The organism is Citrobacter sp. Cf088 (assembly GCF_030334295.1).
Classification (GTDB): Bacteria; Pseudomonadota; Gammaproteobacteria; order Enterobacterales; family Enterobacteriaceae; genus Citrobacter; species Citrobacter freundii.
In genome coordinates this window covers 1-18,827 of the sequence record NZ_JAOWEE010000037.1, presented here as the reverse complement: position 1 = coordinate 18,827, position 18,827 = coordinate 1, and the positions used below count along the sequence as shown (strand labels likewise).

General features: G+C 51.5%; 17 protein-coding genes, 1 pseudogene and 1 other annotated feature. Of the genes and pseudogenes, 7 read left to right on the top strand and 11 right to left on the bottom strand.

Going from position 1 to position 18,827, the window contains the following annotated elements:
* Positions 1 to 169 precede the first annotated feature (169 nt).
* Together dnaJ and dnaK are read right to left on the bottom strand one after the other, a co-directional pair.
* Complete coding sequence (gene dnaJ, locus OGV71_RS04285) at positions 170 to 1,303, bottom strand: molecular chaperone DnaJ (protein WP_003018956.1); 1,134 nt, start codon at positions 1,301 to 1,303, stop codon at positions 170 to 172.
* A gap of 85 nt (positions 1,304 to 1,388) precedes the next feature.
* Positions 1,389 to 3,311 carry a molecular chaperone DnaK gene (gene dnaK, locus OGV71_RS04280; RefSeq protein ID WP_003018959.1) on the bottom strand — a complete coding sequence of 641 codons (1,923 nt, stop codon included), beginning with the start codon at positions 3,309 to 3,311 and terminating at the stop codon, positions 1,389 to 1,391.
* Positions 3,312 to 3,694: 383 nt separating this feature from the next.
* On the opposite strand from dnaK, the gene OGV71_RS04275 reads away from it, so the two are divergent.
* The 3 genes from OGV71_RS04275 (at position 3,695) to satP (ending at position 5,598) form a co-directional block, all read left to right on the top strand.
* Positions 3,695 to 4,099 carry a DUF2541 family protein gene (locus OGV71_RS04275; RefSeq protein WP_003018965.1) on the top strand — a complete coding sequence of 135 codons (405 nt, stop codon included), beginning with the start codon at positions 3,695 to 3,697 and terminating at the stop codon, positions 4,097 to 4,099.
* A 33-nt stretch (positions 4,100 to 4,132) separates the two neighbouring features.
* Positions 4,133 to 4,846: an acidic protein MsyB gene (gene msyB / locus OGV71_RS04270; RefSeq protein WP_204584135.1), complete on the top strand. Its 714-nt coding sequence runs from the start codon at positions 4,133 to 4,135 to the stop codon at positions 4,844 to 4,846.
* A 185-nt stretch (positions 4,847 to 5,031) separates the two neighbouring features.
* On the top strand, positions 5,032 to 5,598 hold the full coding sequence (gene satP / locus OGV71_RS04265) for an acetate uptake transporter (protein WP_003018969.1): 567 nt from the start codon (positions 5,032 to 5,034) through the stop codon (positions 5,596 to 5,598).
* A 34-nt stretch (positions 5,599 to 5,632) separates the two neighbouring features.
* Here satP and OGV71_RS04260 read toward each other — a convergent pair whose 3' ends face one another.
* From OGV71_RS04260 to tal, 3 genes are all read right to left on the bottom strand, one after another.
* Positions 5,633 to 6,940 (bottom strand): MFS transporter, encoded by a 1,308-nt coding sequence (locus OGV71_RS04260; protein ID WP_204584137.1) that lies wholly within the window; start codon positions 6,938 to 6,940, stop codon positions 5,633 to 5,635.
* A 124-nt stretch (positions 6,941 to 7,064) separates the two neighbouring features.
* Complete coding sequence (gene mog / locus OGV71_RS04255) at positions 7,065 to 7,652, bottom strand: molybdopterin adenylyltransferase (RefSeq protein WP_003018973.1); 588 nt, start codon at positions 7,650 to 7,652, stop codon at positions 7,065 to 7,067.
* Positions 7,653 to 7,762: 110 nt separating this feature from the next.
* Positions 7,763 to 8,716: a transaldolase gene (tal, locus tag OGV71_RS04250; RefSeq protein WP_003018974.1), complete on the bottom strand. Its 954-nt coding sequence runs from the start codon at positions 8,714 to 8,716 to the stop codon at positions 7,763 to 7,765.
* A 274-nt stretch (positions 8,717 to 8,990) separates the two neighbouring features.
* Between tal and OGV71_RS04245 the strand changes: the two genes are divergently transcribed.
* Positions 8,991 to 10,421, top strand: coding sequence for an alanine/glycine:cation symporter family protein (locus tag OGV71_RS04245; RefSeq protein WP_003018976.1), 1,431 nt, complete (start codon positions 8,991 to 8,993; stop codon positions 10,419 to 10,421).
* 77 nt (positions 10,422 to 10,498) lie between these two features.
* Positions 10,499 to 11,272 (top strand): peroxide stress protein YaaA, encoded by a 774-nt coding sequence (gene yaaA / locus OGV71_RS04240; RefSeq protein WP_003018978.1) that lies wholly within the window; start codon positions 10,499 to 10,501, stop codon positions 11,270 to 11,272.
* An 84-nt stretch (positions 11,273 to 11,356) separates the two neighbouring features.
* Here yaaA and thrC read toward each other — a convergent pair whose 3' ends face one another.
* The 6 genes from thrC to yjjY all read right to left on the bottom strand — a co-directional run bounded on the left by thrC (position 11,357) and on the right by yjjY (position 17,613).
* Positions 11,357 to 12,643, bottom strand: coding sequence for a threonine synthase (gene thrC, locus OGV71_RS04235; RefSeq protein ID WP_204584139.1), 1,287 nt, complete (start codon positions 12,641 to 12,643; stop codon positions 11,357 to 11,359).
* A gap of 3 nt (positions 12,644 to 12,646) precedes the next feature.
* Complete coding sequence (gene thrB, locus OGV71_RS04230) at positions 12,647 to 13,576, bottom strand: homoserine kinase (protein ID WP_048219758.1); 930 nt, start codon at positions 13,574 to 13,576, stop codon at positions 12,647 to 12,649.
* 1 nt (position 13,577) lies between these two features.
* Positions 13,578 to 16,040 carry a bifunctional aspartate kinase/homoserine dehydrogenase I gene (gene thrA / locus OGV71_RS04225; RefSeq protein WP_204584141.1) on the bottom strand — a complete coding sequence of 821 codons (2,463 nt, stop codon included), beginning with the start codon at positions 16,038 to 16,040 and terminating at the stop codon, positions 13,578 to 13,580.
* Between the two features lie 23 nt (positions 16,041 to 16,063).
* Positions 16,064 to 16,190 (bottom strand) — a sequence feature (Thr leader region).
* Positions 16,120 to 16,185 (bottom strand): thr operon leader peptide, encoded by a 66-nt coding sequence (gene thrL, locus OGV71_RS04220; RefSeq protein WP_032337689.1) that lies wholly within the window; start codon positions 16,183 to 16,185, stop codon positions 16,120 to 16,122. It overlaps the preceding feature by 66 nt.
* 206 nt (positions 16,191 to 16,396) lie before the next feature.
* Complete coding sequence (locus tag OGV71_RS04215) at positions 16,397 to 17,083, bottom strand: tRNA/rRNA methyltransferase (RefSeq protein WP_003018988.1); 687 nt, start codon at positions 17,081 to 17,083, stop codon at positions 16,397 to 16,399.
* 398 nt (positions 17,084 to 17,481) lie between these two features.
* Positions 17,482 to 17,613, bottom strand: a complete 132-nt coding sequence (gene yjjY / locus OGV71_RS04210) for a YjjY family protein (RefSeq protein WP_137348086.1) — start codon at positions 17,611 to 17,613, stop codon at positions 17,482 to 17,484.
* Between yjjY and OGV71_RS04205 the strand changes: the two are divergent.
* Positions 17,592 to 17,672: pseudogene (locus tag OGV71_RS04205) on the top strand (hypothetical protein); the annotation flags it as partial. The gene yjjY and the pseudogene OGV71_RS04205 overlap by 22 nt on opposite strands.
* Positions 17,669 to 18,820 carry an IS30-like element IS30 family transposase gene (locus OGV71_RS04200; protein ID WP_001254932.1) on the top strand — a complete coding sequence of 384 codons (1,152 nt, stop codon included), beginning with the start codon at positions 17,669 to 17,671 and terminating at the stop codon, positions 18,818 to 18,820. The pseudogene OGV71_RS04205 and the gene OGV71_RS04200, both read left to right, overlap by 4 nt.
* Positions 18,821 to 18,827: the final 7 nt, after the last annotated feature.

The window sequence follows — 18,827 nt, the reverse complement described above, 5'->3', positions numbered from 1 at the left end:
AGCGCATCAATATCTTCTAACTAAACCACCCCTAATATATTTACCTGACATGTTAGAAAACTCACATTCAAGACCATTCAACTCACTTTTATCCTTGACAATAAAAAACCGGTATTCCCTTAAAAGGGAATACCGGTTTTTTCAAACGAGAAAGTTTTTTGGCTTGTCGTTAGCGAGTCAGATCGTCAAAGAACTTCTTCACACCGTCGAAGAAGCTTTTGGAACGCGGGCTGTTGTTTTCGCCGGTAGGACCGCCGAAGCTTTCCTGCAGATCTTTCAGCAACTGCTTCTGCTTGTCGTTCAAACCAACCGGGGTTTCAACAACTACACGGCACAGCAGATCGCCCTGAGCGCCACCGCGTACAGACTTGACGCCCTTTCCACGCATGCGGAACAGTTTGCCGGTCTGCGTTTCGCCCGGAATTTTTAGCTTCACGCGACCATCCAGCGTCGGGACTTCAATCTCGCCGCCCAGAGCAGCCATCGCAAAGTTAATCGGCACTTCGCAGTAGAGGTTATTGCCTTCACGTTCGAAAATTGGGTGTTGTTTTACCTGCACCTGAACGTACAAATCACCTGCTGGCGCGCCATGCTCACCGGCTTCGCCTTCACCAGACAAACGGATACGGTCGCCGGTATCAACCCCTGCCGGGATTTTAACAGACAGCGTTTTGCTCTTCTCAACGCGACCATGCCCGTGGCATTTGTTGCACGGATCTTTGATCAGCGTACCGCGGCCCTGACAGTGTGGACAGGTCTGCTGTACGGCAAAAAAGCCCTGACGCATCTGTACCTGACCAGAACCGTGACAGGTTGGACAGGTCTGCGGCTGAGTGCCCGCCTTCGCGCCGCTACCGTGGCAGACGTCACACTCTTCCAGAGTCGGAATACGGATCTCTTTGGTGACGCCACGCACGGCTTCTTCCAGAGTGAGATCCATGTTGTAACGTAAATCAGCACCACGTGAGGCGCGCTGACGACCACGACCGCCGCCAAAGATATCGCCAAACACGTCACCAAAGATATCGCTGAAATCAGCCCCGCCGCCAAAACCGCCGCCGCCGCCCATGCCGCCTTGCTCAAACGCAGCATGACCGTACTGATCGTAGGCCGCACGTTTTTGCGCATCGGTCAGGATCTCGTACGCTTCTTTGATCTCTTTAAACTTGGCTTCGGCCTCTTTATCACCCTGGTTGCGGTCCGGGTGATATTTCATGGCCAGGCGCTTGTAGGCCTTTTTGATTTCACGCTCTTCCGCTGATTTGGAAACGCCTAAAATCTCGTAATAGTCTTGCTTAGCCATCTCTTTTTATCTGCCCCTAACATGCGTGCACGGGCGGAGAGGAAACCTCTTCGCCCGTGCCAGTAATTACCCGTTCAAAGGGCGATTATTTTTTGTCTTTCACTTCTTCAAACTCGGCGTCGACAACGTCGTCATCTTTCGCATTATTTGCAGAAGCATCAGCGCCTGCTGCACCAGCCTGTTGCTGTGCGTGCTGCTGCTGAGCGATTTCCATCAGTTTCTGGGAAACCTGTGCCAGCGCCTGCATTTTCGCTTCGATATCCGCTTTATCTTCACCTTTCAGAGAAGTTTCCAGCGCGGTCAGTGCAGACTCGATGGCAGTTTTGTCGTCAGCCGGCAGTTTGTCGCCTGCTTCTTCAACCTGCTTGCGAGTGCTGTGCAGCAGATGATCACCCTGGTTACGGGTCTGAACCAGCTCTTCAAACTTACGGTCAGATTCTGCGTTCGCTTCTGCTTCGCGAACCATTTTCTGAATTTCCTCTTCGTTCAGACCAGAAGAAGCCTTGATGGTGATCTTCTGCTCTTTACCGCTGTTTTTGTCTTTCGCGGAAACGTGCAGGATACCGTCGGCATCGATGTCAAAAGTAACTTCGATCTGCGGCATACCGCGCGGAGCCGGGCTGATGCCATCCAGGTTAAACTGACCCAGATCCTTGTTATCAGCAGCGCGTTTACGTTCACCCTGCAGCACGTGGATGGTTACCGCAGACTGGTTGTCTTCAGCGGTAGAGAACACCTGGCTGTGCTTGGTCGGGATAGTGGTGTTTTTCGCGATCAGCGGAGTCATTACGCCACCCATGGTTTCGATACCCAGAGACAGCGGGGTTACGTCCAGCAGCAGCACGTCTTTAACATCACCGGTCAATACACCACCCTGAACAGCAGCACCGATTGCTACGGCTTCGTCCGGGTTAACGTCTTTACGCGGTTCTTTACCGAAGAACTCAGCGACTTTCTTCTGCACCATCGGCATACGCGTCTGACCACCAACGAGGATAACGTCGTTGATATCAGATACGGACAGGCCAGCATCCTGCAGAGCAACTTTCAGCGGCTCGATAGAACGGTTAACCAGGTCTTCAACCAGGCTTTCCAGTTTCGCACGGGTCACTTTGATGTTCATGTGTTTCGGACCGGTCGCGTCTGCAGTGATGTACGGCAGGTTCACGTCGGTCTGCTGAGCGGAAGACAGCTCGATCTTCGCTTTCTCAGCGGCTTCTTTCAGACGCTGCATCGCCAGCGGGTCATTACGCAGGTCGATACCCTGATCTTTCTTAAACTCGTCAACCAGGTAGTTGATCATACGGCTGTCGAAGTCTTCACCACCCAGGTGGGTATCACCGTTGGTTGCCAGAACTTCGAAGGTTTTTTCGCCGTCAACTTCGTCGATTTCGATAATAGAGATATCGAAAGTACCACCACCGAGGTCATATACCGCGATAGTACGGTTGCCAACTTCTTTATCCAGACCGTAAGCCAGCGCAGCTGCGGTTGGTTCGTTGATGATACGTTTTACTTCCAGACCTGCGATACGACCGGCGTCTTTAGTTGCCTGACGCTGAGCATCGTTAAAGTATGCAGGTACGGTGATAACTGCTTCAGTTACCGGCTCACCCAGGTAATCTTCAGCCGTTTTCTTCATTTTTTTCAGCACTTCAGCAGAAATCTGCGGCGGTGCCAGTTTCTGACCTTTTACGTCAATCCATGCATCACCGTTGTCAGCACCGATGATTTTGTACGGCATGATGGCTTCATCACGCTGTACTTCTTCGTCCTGGAAGCGGCGGCCAATCAGGCGTTTAATCGCAAACAGGGTGTTTTGCGGGTTTGTCACTGCCTGACGTTTAGCCGGCTGACCAACCAGAGTTTCACCATCCTGGGTATAAGCAATGATAGAAGGCGTGGTGCGATCGCCCTCGGCGTTCTCCAGCACACGTGCAGTAGTGCCATCCATAATCGCTACACAAGAGTTGGTAGTACCCAGGTCGATACCAATAATTTTACCCATCTAAACGTCTCCACTAAAAATTCGGTCATCATGTGGTTGTGAATCTGTAATAAGGGCGAAACGTGCGGTTTCAACTACCCTGAATCGTTTTTTTTCAGACTCACCACTGCGGTTGCTTACAAGATGGGGTCGTAACCCACGTCATCAAGGGGGGCATGAAAATTTTTTTTAGCCTTGTGGCAATAAAATCGCAGAAAAAAGGCTAAAAGATTAAAAAATGAATAGTCTCAAATCAAAATTAATTCATAAAACAGATAAATTCAGCACAGCCATTCACATAAAAATTGTAATAAAAAGAAAAGATTACAAGCATGAATCATGATTCTGACAGCGGTAAGATGGTCTGAAACGACACACTTTTACAGCCGTCAAAGAGAAATTCCATGAAATCCGTATTAACCCTTTCCGCCAGCCTGCTTATGGGCCTGCTGCTGAGCAGCGCCGCACACGCTAACGATCATAAAGTCCTCGGCGTGATCGCCATGCCCCGTAATGAAACCAACGATCTGACGCTGAAACTTCCCGTTTGCCGCGTGGTGAAACGCATTCAACTTACGGCCGATCATGGTGATTTACAGCTCAGTGGTGCATCGGTTTATTTCAAAGCTGCCCGCATGTCCAGCCAGAGTCTGAACGTGCCTTCCTCCATCAAAGAAGGGCAAACGACCAATTGGATCAACATCAATAGCGACAACGACAATAAGCGCTGCGTGAAAAAAATTACCTTCTCCGGCCATACGGTGAACTCTTCTGATATGGCGACGCTGAAAATCATCGGCGACGACTAATTCCCCATACTTTTATTCAAAAGCCATAGAAACATGAATGTCACCTATTTGAATGACGACGATCTCGATTTTCTTCAGCATTGCAGCGAGGAGCAGCTCGCCAATATTACCCGCCTGCTTACACATAATGAAAAGGGGAAAGCCCGTCTGTCGAGCGTTCTCAACCACAACGATTTATTTAAATCGATGGAAGGACATCCGGAACAGCACCGCCGCAACTGGCAACTGATTGCTGGCGAACTGCAGCATTATGGGGGCGACAGCATTGCCAATAAACTCCGTGGACATGGAAAACTGTATCGGGCGATTTTGCTGGACGTTTCGAAGCGTCTGAAGATTAAAGCTGATAAAGAGATGTCCACGTTCGAAATTGAACAGTCTCTGCTGGAGCACTTTTTACGCAACGCCTGGCAAAAAATGGATGCCGGACAAAAGCAGGAATTTCTGCAGGCTGTCGATGCAAAAGTTTCTGAACTGGAAGAACTGCTACCGTTATTATTGAAGGATCGTCACCTGGCAAAAGGCGTCTCTCACCTGCTCTCCGGCCAGTTAACCAAAATTCTGCGAACCCACGCCGCCGTCAGCGTAATAGGGCACGGATTACTGCGCGGAGCCGGACTTGGCGGCCCGGTAGGTGCGGCTTTAAACGGGGTTAAAGCGGTGAGCGGCAGCGCTTATCGCGTGACGATCCCGGTTGTACTCCACATTGCCTGCCTGCGCAGAATGCTCAACCACGCACAAGCGTGATGCCCATCACAGGGAAAATAATTCGTTTTCCCTGTGATGGGCATCACAGGGAAAATAATTCGTTTTCCCTTCGTTAGATCATAGACAGTGCCCTCTCCCCTGATTATTATGCCGCGCCCCGAAGACAGCGATCGTTATTCGGGGAAACTATTTCACCATTCAATCAATGATGATTTTGAGGAATTATGGGCAACACTAAGTTGGCTAATCCGGCACCGCTGGGCCTGATGGGCTTTGGCATGACCACCATTCTGCTTAACCTGCATAACGCGGGTTTCTTCGCTTTAGACGTTATTATTCTGGCGATGGGCATTTTCTACGGCGGTATCGCGCAAATTTTTGCCGGTCTTCTGGAATATAAAAAAGGCAACACCTTCGGTTTAACCGCCTTTACCTCCTACGGTTCGTTCTGGCTGACGCTGGTTGCGATTCTGCTGATGCCGAAAATGGGCCTCGCGGATGCAACCAATGGTCAGTTCCTGGGCGCTTACCTGGGTCTGTGGGGCGTGTTCACTCTGTTCATGTTCTTCGGTACGCTGAAAGCCGCGCGCATGCTGCAGTTCGTGTTCCTGAGCCTGACAGTGCTGTTCGCCCTGCTGGCCGTTGGCAACATTGCAGGTAACGAAGCAATCATTCACGTAGCGGGTTGGGTTGGCTTAGTGTGTGGTGCAAGCGCCATTTACCTGGCGATGGGTGAAGTGCTGAACGAACAGTTTGGCCGTACCATCCTGCCGATTGGTGAAGCGCACTAATCTGACAATATCCCCCCTTCAGGGGGGATATTCCTTACAAACGCTGTAACTCTCCCTGTACGCTCGTATCGCGATGATAAATATCCTGTCGCAGCCAAATCCCCAGACCTAACCCCACCAGCGATAACGCCAGCACATACCAGGCCGGAGCCATTGGCGACACACTCATTAACATCGTCACGGCGATTGGCGTCAGACCACCAAAAATGGCATATGAGACGTTATAGGAAAAGGAAATACCGGTAAAACGGACTTCCGCCGGAAACGCCCGCACCATGACATAAGGCACTGCGCCGACCACGCCAACGCATAATCCCACCAGCCCGTATAACAGGAACAAGTGCTGAGGATGGCCGCCGGTCAGGTGATAGAAAAACCAGCTCGAACAGGCCAGCAGCAGGCTGCCGACAATAAAGGTTTTGCTGGCGCCGACCCGGTCGACAATAAATCCAGCCAGCAGACAGCCGACGCACAGCATAATGGTAGCGACACTGTTGGCCTGTAGCGTTAGCGCGGGTGCAAAGCCATACTGCTTCTGCAACCAGACTGGTGACATCAGGATCACCACCACAATCCCGGCCGATAACAACCAGGTCAGCAGCATTGAAATAACCACCGCTTTTTTATGCTTACTCACCACCGACTTCACCGGTAGCTCTTGCGCAAGTGCTTTACGCTGCTGCATTTCTAGGAAGATGGGCGTTTCCTGCAACCAGCGACGCAGGTACATCGCCACCAGCCCAAAAACGCCCCCCAACAGGAACGGGATACGCCAGCCGTAGTCATGCACCGCCTGTTGCGTCAGGTTGGTATTCACCAGCGTCGCAACCACCGATCCCAACAGAATCCCCACCGTCAGCCCGGCGGTCAGCGTGCCACAGGCAATGCCGATGCGGCGCTCCGGTACATGCTCCGCCACGAACACCCACGCGCCCGGCACTTCTCCGCCGATGGCAGCGCCTTGCAAAATGCGCATCAGCAGTAACAGCAGCGGTGCGAGGATCCCCATTGAGGCGTAGGTAGGCAAAAGACCAATCGCCAGCGTCGGTATCGCCATCAGCAAAATGCTCAGGGTGAACATTTTCTTACGCCCGACCAGATCGCCAAAGTGCGCCATGATGATGCCACCCAGCGGACGCGCCAGATATCCGGCGGCAAAAATGCCGAAGGTTTGCACCTGACGTAGCCACTCAGGAATATCTGCCGGAAAGAACAGTTCACCAACAACAGCGGCAAAGAAGACGAAGATAATGAAATCATAAAACTCAAACGCACCGCCGAGGGCAGCAAGCGTAAGAGTTTTATAATCCTGGCGATTCAGCGGTCGAGTGTGTTGTGACATAGCAAACCATCAGTCAGTGGAATTATTAAATCTGTCTGTCGATACATGTAAAGCAAAAATTACTATATCGTAAACAATTCAATACTCCACTGTGATTGGCACTTATGTCACGATCGGGCTACTTTCAGGCGTTTGTGTCGCGAATTGCGCTTTTAGGACGAAAAGATGCTACAACAGCCGGTGCGGTTTCCACATACGGCCCATCCAGCAACTGTATACAATACGGTACACTTGCAAAAATACCCGGTACGATAACCTTACCGTCGGCATCTTTCACGCCTTCCAGCGTTTCTTTGATCGATTTCGGCTGCCCAGGCAGATTCAGGATCAACGCCTGTTTGCGAATCACACCGACCTGGCGGGAGAGAATAGCCGTTGGCACAAAGTGCAGACTTATCTGGCGCATCTGTTCGCCAAAGCCTGGCATCTGGCGGTCAGCGACGGCAAGCGTAGCATCGGGGGTCACGTCGCGACGTGCCGGACCCGTTCCGCCGGTAGTCAGCACCAGATGACAGCTCATTTCATCCACCAGCTCGCATAAGGTCTGTTCGATGATCGCCTGTTCATCCGGGATCAGTCGCGTTTGCAGCTCAAAAGGGGTGGTAAGGGCAGATGCCAGCCACTCTTCAAGGGCCGGGATACCTTTATCCTGGTAAACGCCGCTGGAAGCACGGTCAGAAATGGAAACCAGGCCAATGCGTAAAGTATTCATGATTATTCCGTTTAAACAGTCTCGTTAAACAGAATGATACACTGCGAAAGGAAGGACAGACAGGTTTCAGAAGAGGTAGCGTGACCCATATCAGGGCCACGCTTAAATGATTACAGCAGATCGCCGATCATTTTTTCCAGTTTACCCTGGTCTACAGCAAACTTACGGATACCGTCCGCCAGTTTATCTACAGCCATCGGATCCTGGTTGTGCTGCCACAGGAACTCAGCTTCGGTGATGCGTGCAGGACGCGCTTTCACTTCGCCGGAGAAGGACAGTTTACGTTCGATAGCGCCTTCGCTTTCCGCCAGCTCTTTCAGCAGTGCCGGAGCAATCGTCAGACGATCGCAGCCTGCCAGCTCAATGATTTCGCCGATGTTACGGAAGCTCGCACCCATCACCACGGTTTCGTAACCGTGCTGTTTGTAGTACTCGTAGATTTCCGTTACGGAAACCACACCTGGATCTTCTGCCGGTGCATACTCTTTCTTGTCGGTGTTGGCTTTGTACCAGTCAAGAATACGACCAACGAACGGAGAAATCAGGTATACGCCAGCTTCTGCACATGCACGTGCCTGCGCGAAGGAGAACAGCAGAGTCAGGTTACAGTTGATGCCTTCTTTTTCCAGTTGCTCAGCGGCACGGATGCCCTGCCAGGTTGAAGCCAGTTTAATCAGAATGCGATCGTTGCTGATGCCAGCGTCGTTGTACATCTTGATCAGACGTTTTGCTTTCGCGATGGACGCGTCGGTGTCGTAAGACAGACGAGCGTCAACTTCAGTAGAGATACGACCCGGGACCAGTTTCAGGATCTCCAGACCGATATTTACTGCCAGTTTGTCGGTCGCGTCGACGATCTGCTGTGCGCGGTCGTTGCTCTGCTGCTTAGCCCAGGCTACAGCGTCATCAATCAGCTTGCGGTATTCTGGGATCTGCGCTGCGTTAAGAATGAGAGAAGGGTTAGTTGTGGCATCCTGAGGCTGATACAGCTTCATTGCCGCGATGTCTCCGGTGTCGGCCACTACTGTGGTGAACTGACGAAGGGAGGTCAATTTGTCCGTCATGATAGCGATTCTCTTTAAACAGCTTGTTAGGGGGATGTAACCGATCTTCCCTGATGATAGCACGACGCACTCTCAGCGCAACCGCCTGGATTGTCCGACCCGCTGCTCAGCCCTGATTACGCATCTCAAAGCCTGTGATGCGCAATTGCGGGATATAACGATTGTTATGATAAACTCCCGCAATCACTCTCATGACAAGGTATATACTGGTCGATTATTGGTAGCGCTTACACGGAAATCTTCGCGCTTACCGGCATCAACAAGAGGGATGTTAATGCCTGATTTTTTCTCATTTATTAATGAAATACTCTGGGGATCGGTGATGATCTACCTCCTGCTTGGCGCAGGATGTTGGTTCACCTGGCGTACAGGGTTCGTGCAGTTCCGCTACATTCGCCAGTTTGGCACAAGTCTTAAAAACAGCATTAGCCCGCAGCCGGGCGGTTTAACTTCCTTTCAGGCTCTGTGCACCAGCCTTGCCGCGCGTATCGGTAGCGGGAACCTGGCCGGCGTAGCGTTGGCGATCGCCGCTGGCGGCCCTGGAGCCATTTTCTGGATGTGGGTCTCAGCGGTCATTGGTATGGCAACGTCATTCGCCGAGTGCTCACTTGCCCAACTGTATAAAGAACGCGATAGCAAAGGACAGTTCCGCGGTGGTCCTGCGTGGTATATGGCACGTGGTCTGGGCATGCGCTGGATGGGCGTCCTTTTTGCCATCTTTTTACTGATTGCCTATGGACTGATTTTTAACAGCGTTCAGGCGAACTCGGTCTCTCGTGCGTTGACCTTTGCTTTTGACATCCCTCCCCTCTTCTCCGGTATCGCACTGGCAATAGTGTCATTACTGGTCATCGTCGGCGGTATTAAAGGCGTCGCACGCCTGATGCAATGGTTCGTTCCGATGATGGCACTGCTGTGGGTTGGAAGTAGCATCATCATCTGTCTGTGGCATATCGGGCAGCTTCCCGACATTATCGTCACCATTATAAAAAGCGCCTTTGGCTGGCAGGAAGCAGCAGCGGGTGCGGCCGGATATACGCTAAGCCAGGCTATTGCCAACGGTTTTCAACGCGGCATGTTTTCTAACGAAGCCGGAATGGGATCTACGCCGAATGCAGCCGCATCGGCCGCCTCCTGGCCACCGCATCCTGCGGCACAAGGCATTGTGCAAATGATTGGGGTATTAGGCGACACTCTCGTGGTCTGTACGGCTAGCGCGATGATTATTCTGTTGGCAGGCAATGGCACCAGCTATGTGCCAATGGAAGGCATCCAGTTACTTCAAAAAGCAATGGTAACGCTGACGGGAGAATGGGGAGCCGGATTCGTGGCTTTTATTGTGATTCTCTTTGCCTTTAGCTCGATCGTCGCCAACTACATCTATGCGGAGAACAATCTCGTCTTTCTGAAACTGGACAATATGCGCGTCATCTGGCTATTGCGAATCGCTACCATTAGCACCATTATCGGCGGAACGTTTGTCAGCTTCCCGCTGGTCTGGCAGTTGGCCGATATCATTATGGCTTGTATGGCCATTACTAACCTGACAGCGATTCTGCTGCTTTCTCCGGTTGTCCATACCATCGCCAGCGACTATCTGCGCCAGCGTAAACTCGGGGTGCGCCCGGAATTCGATCCGCACCGTTATCCTGATATCAGACAACAGCTTGCCCCCGAAAGCTGGGATGAAACGCCGCGCGGATAGCGCGGCAATCACAACCATCGATCAAATCTGTCGTTTTTTTTGCTAAAGTCGCAGTAAATTTCCTGCAAGGACTGGATATGCTGATTCTGATTTCACCTGCAAAAACGCTCGACTACCAAAGTCCGCTGGCAACAACACGCCATACGCTACCCGAACTGCTGGATCACTCTCAGCAGCTTATCCATGTGGCGCGCCAGCTCTCTGCGCCGCAGATTGGCAAGCTGATGGGAATTAGCGACAAACTGGCGGATTTGAATGCCACGCGTTTCCATGACTGGCAGCCTGACTTCACGCCGGACAATGCGCGCCAGGCCATTCTGGCATTTAAGGGCGACGTGTATACCGGGCTGCAGGCTGAAACCTTCAGCGAGGCGGATTTCGACTTCGCTCAGCAGCATTTACGGATGTTGTCAGGACTGTACGGCGTTCTACGTCCACTGGATTTGATGCAGCCTTATCGTCTGGAGATGGGCATTCGTTTGGCCAATGCGAAGGGTAAAGATCTCTACCAGTTCTGGGGAGATATCATCACCGATAAACTTAATGAAGCACTTGAAGCACAAGGCGACAGCGTGGTGATTAATCTCGCTTCGGATGAGTATTTTAAATCCGTGAAGCCGAAAAAGCTCAATGCCGAGCTGATTAAACCAGTCTTCCTCGACGAGAAAAACGGCAAGTTCAAAGTCATCAGCTTTTATGCCAAGAAAGCGCGCGGCCTGATGAGCCGCTACATCATTGAGAACCGCTTAACGCAGCCGGAACAGCTGACCGCATTTAACAGCGAAGGCTATTTCTTTGATGAAGAAGCGTCAGGAAACGGCGAACTGGTGTTTAAACGCCACGAGCAATAATTTACATGCCGGATGACGGCTAACGCCTTATCCGGCCTACAGGTTTTGTAGGCCCGCTAAGCAAAGCGCCAGCGGGCACCACCGTTAACTGCGGGTCATCATCAGCTTACGCAGTTGCGCAAAATCAGCTGGCAGATGATGCGAAAGCAGCGGCAAGTCTGCGCGTTCCGCCAGCTCTTTTGGCAGAGCCAGCTTCAGATCAAGAATCTCCTCAACGCTTTCTTTAAACTTCGCCGGATGCGCAGTACCGAGGAACAGGCCATACTCGCCAGGGTTTAGCTGATCACGCAGCGCACGGTAAGCCACCGCCGCATGCGGTTCAGAGGTGTAGCCTAACTCATGCAGCTCGCGCATCGTTTCCTGTGTCGTGACATCGTCAACGGCGGCGTAACCCAGCTCATTCAGACGCCAGATTTTACGGCGGAACAGTTCTTCCACGCGCGGCCAGTTGTTCGGCTGACTGACATCCATCGCATTCGACAACGTCGCCTGGGTTGCTTTCGGTGCCCACTCGCCTTGTGCAAGGAAGCGTGGAACCGTATCGTTGACGTTGGTCGCGGCGATAAAACGCTTCACCGGCAGGCCCAGTGATTTCGCCAGCAGCCCGGCGGTCAAATCGCCAAAGTTACCGCTGGGAACAGAAATCACCAGCTGATTCCGCGCCTCTTGCGGCAGTTGCGCCACGGCCTCAAAGTAGTAACAAATTTGCGCCAGCAGACGGCTGATGTTGATTGAGTTAGCCGAGTTCAGTCCCAGAGCCACCTTCAGCTCTTCGTCATCAAACGCCTGTTTAACCAGCGCCTGACAGGCATCAAAATCACCGTCGATGGCGACAGTTTCAATATTGCCGCCCAGCGTACAGAACAATTTTTCCTGTAATGGGCTGATCTTGCCATTCGGGTAGAGGATCACCACGCGCACGTTTTTCAGGCCATAAAAGGCATGTGCAACCGCCGCGCCAGTATCACCTGAGGTCGCCGTCAGAATGGTTACCGGCTTGTCGCCGCTGATGTGCGTCAGCATTTGCGCCATAAAGCGTCCGCCAAAGTCTTTAAATGCAAGCGTAGGGCCGTGGAACAGTTCCAGACAACCGATATCTGCAGCAACCTGAGCAACCGGTGCCGGAAAAGCAAATGCAGCACGCACGCGTTTTTCCAGAATTTCCTGAGGGATCTCATCACCAATAAATGCGGACAGGATCTTCGCGCTGCGGCTAACGAAGTCCTGGTTCAGCATCTCATCCACTTCTGTCAGATTGAATTCCGGTAGATCGTGCGGAAAAAACAATCCCTGATTCTTGCCAAGCCCTTGCGTGACGGCCTGCGCAAAGCTGACCTGCTCGTTATGATCTTTCAGATTATACAGTTTCATTGATTATCCCAGTACCCGTGCGCCCGCCGTGTCCAGCCGGCAAATATGAACAAAGCCTTCCTGATTTTGCAGGTAATTTTTACTCAGCCAATCTGCTACGCGCTGCGCCGTATCCGGCTTATCGCACAAGGCGAACAGCGTCGGCCCTGACCCGGAGATCCCGCTGGCCAGCGCGCCAATTTCTGTTACCGCCTGACGCGCCTGACTAAAGCCTGGTAGCAAGCGGGTACGATACGGCTCAGCAATGACGTCCTTCATCAGCTTCGCGGCAAGCCCAGGCTGACGGGAATAGCAGGCATGGATAAATCCAGCCAGATGTCGCCCGTGGGCGATACAGTCCTGACGGCGATACTGCGCAGGTAGAATCGCCCGCGCTTCTGCCGTGGACACTTTAATCCCCGGATACGCCAGTACCCATAGCCACTCATCAAAGCCTGGCACCTGCTGGCTAATAATGCCGTTTTCTTCAATCATTAACTGCATGCCGCCCAAAAAGCACGGGGCAACGTTATCGTAATGAATACTGCCGGAGATACGCCCTTCCAGCTCGCCCATTATCGCCAACAGGCGCGTATCGTTGAGCGGCTTACCGCAGTGTTCGTTCATAGCGACTAATGCCGCCACGACGGAACAGGCGCTGGAGCCTAACCCGGAGCCAATCGGCATATTTTTTTCCAGCGTCATCGCCACCGGAACCGTTTTACCCAGCTCCTGGCAGAATCGCTCCCAACACTGATAGACAATATTTTCGCGCGGCTCTGACGGCAGCTTGTTGGCAAAGCGCCCAAGGTTGTTCAGGCTGAACTGATCAGCCGCCTCAACGGTCACCACATCGCCCAACAGCGAACCGTCCACCGGAGTTACCGCCGCACCGAGCACATCAAACCCGACGCTCATATTGGCACTGGAAGCCGGGGCATAAACTCTCACCATGTCAGACTCCTAACTTCCATGAAAGGGTGCGTAGCAGGTCGGCAAAGACGCCCGCTGCCGTCACGTCGTTACCCGCGCCATATCCGCGCAGAACCAACGGTAACGGCTGATAGTAGTGGCTATAGAATGCCAGCGCGTTCTCACCGTTTTTCACTTTAAACAGCGGATCGTTGCCGTCTACTGCATCAATTTTCACGCGACAAACGCCGTCCTCTTCGATATTGCCAACATAACGCAATACTTTTCCCTCATCACGGGCTTTCGCCACGCGCGCGGCAAACACGTCATCCAGCTGCGGTAATTTCGCCATAAACGCGGATACATCACCGGAATCATCAAATTCTTTTGGCAGAACTGGTTCAATGACCACGTCTGAAAGCTCCAGCTCACGACCGGTCTCACGGGCGAGGATCAACAGCTTACGTGCCACATCCATGCCGGAAAGATCGTCACGCGGATCGGGCTCGGTATAGCCCATCTCACGCGCCATGGTGGTGGCTTGCGAGAAGCTCATGCCTTCATCCAGCTTGCCGAAAATAAACGACAGCGAGCCGGAAAGAATACCGGAGAAACGCTGCAATTCATCACCTGCGCTGAGCAGGTTTTGCAGGTTTTCAATTACCGGCAAGCCTGCGCCCACGTTGGTGTCGTAGAGGAATTTACGCCTGGACTTCGCGGCGGCAAAACGCAGCTGATGGTAGTAATCCATCGACGAGGTGTTGGCCTTTTTGTTCGGCGTAACCACATGGAAGCCTTCGCGCAGGAAATCAGCATACTGATCTGCCACCGCCTGGCTTGACGTACAGTCGACAATCACCGGATTAAGCAGATGATATTCTTTCACCAGGCGAATTAAGCGCCCAAGGTTGAAAGGCTCTTTCGCACTTTCCAGCTCCGACTGCCAGTTTTCCAGATTCAGTCCGTGGACGTTGGTCAACAGGGCCTTCGAGTTCGCCACGCCGCACACGCGCAGATCGATATGCTTCTTTTTGAGCCAGGTTTGCTGACGTTTAAGCTGCTCCAGTAGCGCACCGCCCACGCCGCCTACACCAATCACAAACACTTCAATCACCTGGTCGGTGTTGAACAGCATTTGATGGGTCACGCGAACGCCGGTAGTCGCGTCGTCGTTGTTCACCACCACTGAAATAGAACGCTCAGACGAACCCTGGGCGATCGCCACGATATTGATGTTCGCACGAGCCAGCGCGGCAAAGAATTTCGCCGAAATGCCACGCAGAGTACGCATACCATCGCCAACAACAGAGATGATAGCCAGACGCTCAGTCACCGCCAGCGGCTCCAGCAGGCCTTCTTTCAGTTCGAGGTAGAATTCATCCTGCATCGCGCGTTGCGCACGCGCGCAGTCGCCCTGCGGGACGCAGAAGCTGATGCTGTATTCGGAAGAGGATTGGGTGATCAGCACTACCGAGATGCCCGCACGCGACATTGCGGCAAAAACGCGTGCCGCCATACCCACCATGCCTTTCATTCCTGGGCCGGAAACGCTAAACATCGCCATGTTATTGAGATTAGAAATACCTTTTACCGGCAAATCGTCGTCATCACTGCTGGCGCCAATCAACGTGCCAGGCGCTTGTGGATTCCCGGTATTTTTAATCAGGCAAGGGATCTGGAACTGGGCAATAGGGGTAATGGTGCGCGGGTGCAGCACTTTGGCGCCGAAGTAAGAAAGCTCCATCGCTTCCTGATAAGACATCGACTTCAGCAGTCGGGCGTCGGGTACCTGACGCGGATCGCAAGTATATACGCCGTCAACATCGGTCCAGATCTCACAACAATCCGCGCGCAAACAGGCGGCCAGTACGGCGGCAGAGTAGTCGGAGCCATTACGCCCCAGCACCACTAACTCACCTTTCTCATTCCCGGCGGTAAATCCGGCCATCAAAATCATGTGGTCCGCAGGAATACGGCTGGCGGCAATGCGGCGCGTAGATTCGGCGATATCAACGGTAGATTCGAGGTAATGGCCGACTGCCAGCAATTTCTCCACCGGATCGATGACCGTCACGTTGTGCCCGCGCGCTTCCAGCAGGCCAGCCATGATGGCGATCGACATTTTTTCGCCGCGGCAGATAAGCGCGGCATTGATGCTGTCCGGGCACTGTCCCAACAGGCTGATGCCATGCAGGACGTGTTTAATCTGGGCAAACTCTTGTTCAACAAAGGCTTTGAGCGGAGCCAGCGGAAAACCCGTCTGCGCAGCGGCCAAACCCACCAACAGCTCAGAGAAAATACGTTCGGCGTCGCTGATATTGGCTAAAGCATCCTGACCACCGATGGTCTTCTCAATCATCGCCACCAGATGGTTGGTAATTTTTGCGGGGGCAGAGAGCACGGTCGCGACCTGCCCCTGTCTGGCATTGCTTTCCAGAATATCGGCAACCCGCAGAAAGCGCTCTGCATTTGCCACTGATGTACCGCCGAACTTCAACACTCGCATGGTTTACCTCATTGCCTTTGGTCGAAAAAAAAGCCCGCACTGTTTAGGTGCGGGCTTTTTCTTGTGTTTCCTGTACGCGTCAGCCCGCACCGTTACCTGTGGTAATGGTGATGGTTGTGGTAATAGTGATGCTGATGCGTTTCATGATGTTGTGTGCTCTGTAATTATTATCTGTCTGTCTTGTATTCTTTTAGGGTTAAAGTATCTGCTGACCTAAGTCAATAAATTTTTAAATTGATCACATTCCGACACTTGTTCATGAGCGACTGCTTGCCCTTTTACTTTCAACCAATACAGTATGTCTCGCCCACTTGAAACCAGAGTAAAACACCACACAACAAACATTTATCAATACTTTATTTTGTTAGATTTTTTTCTATATCATGTAAAAAACGGTGCAACATTGCCGTGTCTCGCTGCTCTAACAGACCCATTCGCTGTTGCAGCCAGTCCGTCAACTTAATGTCGTCAGAAACGTTCAGCGTGGCTAATAAACGCAAAACACGTTCGCGCAATGCCTGTAGCTGATGCTCATCCGTCATCTCAATGTTTCTGGCCGGTTGTTGTATTAAACCTGCTAATTGATAGCAATATACCATCACCGCCTGCCCCAAATTGAGTGATGGATAGTCAGCCACCATAGGTACCCCGGTGAGGACATCCGCCAGAGCCAATTCTTCGTTGGTCAGCCCCGAATCTTCACGACCAAAAACCAGCGCGGCGTGATCCATCCACGTTGATTTTTCCTGCAACAGGGGAACCAGTTCGACCGGCGTAGCGTAATAATGAAACTTCGCGCGGCTGCGCGCCGTGGTCGCGACGGTAAAATCCACGTCGTGAAGCGCCTCGGCTAACGTTGGAAAAACGTTAATATTATCAATAATATCACCCGAACCATGCGCAACCCATCGCGTGGCGGGTTCCAGGTGGGCCTCGCTGTCAACGATTCGCAACTGGGTGAATCCCATGGTCTTCATCGCACGGGCTGCCGCACCAATATTTTCCGCTCTGGCGGGGGCAACCAGAATAATTGTTAAACGCATTTCGATACTCTTTTGGCCTGTGTGCAGGTAATAATGTGACATGCATCAACATATTACGCAGCGCGAATTTACATATTTTTAACAGGAATCACTGAAAAAGCATTTCGCATCCGGTAAAAAATGCTAAACTATTTCCAGACTGAACTATTGCCCTTTATGTTAACAAAAGTTGCATATCCTTCTGTTTATCCATGATAATTTAATTTAAAATGGATCGCATTGGTTGGATTCATTACATTTATTAATTAGCGCGTGCAACTAGTTGTAATATTGCAATTTTGTGATGAAAGCAAACATTTGGATACGTTGATTTCATCAAACTGTTAACGTGCTACAATTGAACTTGATATATGTCAACGAAGCGTAGTTTTATTGGGTGTCCGGCATGTCTTAGCCTGTTATGTTGCTGTTAAAATGGTTAGGATGACAGCCGTTTTTGACACTGTCGGGTCCAGAGGGAAACTACCCACGACCAAGCTAATGATGTTGTTGACGTTGATGGAAAGTGCATCAAGAACGCAATTGTAGATTCAATTGGTCAACGCAACAGTTATGTGAAAACATGGGGTTGCGGAGGTTTTTTGAATGAGACGAACATTTACAGCAGAGGAAAAAGCCTCTGTTTTTGAACTATGGAAGAACGGAACAGGCTTCAGTGAAATAGCGAATATCCTGGGTTCAAAACCCGGAACGATCTTCACTATGTTAAGGGATACTGGCGGCATAAAACCCCATGAGCGTAAGCGGGCTGTAGCTCACCTGACACTGTCTGAGCGCGAGGAGATACGAGCTGGTTTGTCAGCCAAAATGAGCATTCGTGCGATAGCTACTGCGCTGAATCGCAGTCCTTCGACGATCTCACGTGAAGTTCAGCGTAATCGGGGCAGACGCTATTACAAAGCTGTTGATGCTAATAACCGAGCCAACAGAATGGCGAAAAGGCCAAAACCGTGCTTACTGGATCAAAATTTACCATTGCGAAAGCTTGTTCTGGAAAAGCTGGAGATGAAATGGTCTCCAGAGCAAATATCAGGATGGTTAAGGCGAACAAAACCACGTCAAAAAACGCTGCGAATATCACCTGAGACAATTTATAAAACGCTGTACTTTCGTAGCCGTGAAGCGCTACACCACCTGAATATACAGCATCTGCGACGGTCGCATAGCCTTCGCCATGGCAGGCGTCATACCCGCAAAGGCGAAAGAGGTACGATTAACATAGTGAACGGAACACCAATTCACGAACGTTCCCGAAATATCGATAACAGACGCTCTCTGGGGCATTGGGAGGGCGATTTAGTCTCAGGTACAAAAAACTCTCATATAGCCACACTTGTAGACCGAAAATCACGTTATACGATCATCCTTAGACTCAGGGGCAAAGATTCTGTCTCAGTAAATCAGGCTCTTACCGACAAATTCCTGAGTTTACCGTCAGAACTCAGAAAATCACTGACATGGGACAGAGGAATGGAACTGGCCAGACATCTAGAATTTACTGTCAGCACCGGCGTTAAAGTTTACTTCTGCGATCCTCAGAGTCCTTGGCAGCGGGGAACAAATGAGAACACAAATGGGCTAATTCGGCAGTACTTTCCTAAAAAGACATGTCTTGCCCAATATACTCAACATGAACTAGATCTGGTTGCTGCTCAGCTAAACAACAGACCGAGAAAGACACTGAAGTTCAAAACACCGAAAGAGATAATTGAAAGGGGTGTTGCATTGACAGATTGAATCTACA

Coding starts and splice junctions, on each gene's coding strand:
- dnaJ (WP_003018956.1), bottom strand. CDS start 1,303: ATGGCTAAGCAAGACTATTACGAGATTTTAGGCGTTTCCAAATCAGCG.
- tal (WP_003018974.1), bottom strand. CDS start 8,716: ATGACGGACAAATTGACCTCCCTTCGTCAGTTCACCACAGTAGTGGCC.
- thrC (WP_204584139.1), bottom strand. CDS start 12,643: ATGAAACTGTATAATCTGAAAGATCATAACGAGCAGGTCAGCTTTGCG.
- OGV71_RS04275 (WP_003018965.1), top strand. CDS start 3,695: ATGAAATCCGTATTAACCCTTTCCGCCAGCCTGCTTATGGGCCTGCTG.
- OGV71_RS04245 (WP_003018976.1), top strand. CDS start 8,991: ATGCCTGATTTTTTCTCATTTATTAATGAAATACTCTGGGGATCGGTG.
- thrA (WP_204584141.1), bottom strand. CDS start 16,040: ATGCGAGTGTTGAAGTTCGGCGGTACATCAGTGGCAAATGCAGAGCGC.
- OGV71_RS04215 (WP_003018988.1), bottom strand. CDS start 17,083: ATGCGTTTAACAATTATTCTGGTTGCCCCCGCCAGAGCGGAAAATATT.
- thrB (WP_048219758.1), bottom strand. CDS start 13,576: ATGGTGAGAGTTTATGCCCCGGCTTCCAGTGCCAATATGAGCGTCGGG.
- OGV71_RS04200 (WP_001254932.1), top strand. CDS start 17,669: ATGAGACGAACATTTACAGCAGAGGAAAAAGCCTCTGTTTTTGAACTA.
- OGV71_RS04260 (WP_204584137.1), bottom strand. CDS start 6,940: ATGTCACAACACACTCGACCGCTGAATCGCCAGGATTATAAAACTCTT.
- yaaA (WP_003018978.1), top strand. CDS start 10,499: ATGCTGATTCTGATTTCACCTGCAAAAACGCTCGACTACCAAAGTCCG.
- satP (WP_003018969.1), top strand. CDS start 5,032: ATGGGCAACACTAAGTTGGCTAATCCGGCACCGCTGGGCCTGATGGGC.
- mog (WP_003018973.1), bottom strand. CDS start 7,652: ATGAATACTTTACGCATTGGCCTGGTTTCCATTTCTGACCGTGCTTCC.
- dnaK (WP_003018959.1), bottom strand. CDS start 3,311: ATGGGTAAAATTATTGGTATCGACCTGGGTACTACCAACTCTTGTGTA.
- msyB (WP_204584135.1), top strand. CDS start 4,133: ATGAATGTCACCTATTTGAATGACGACGATCTCGATTTTCTTCAGCAT.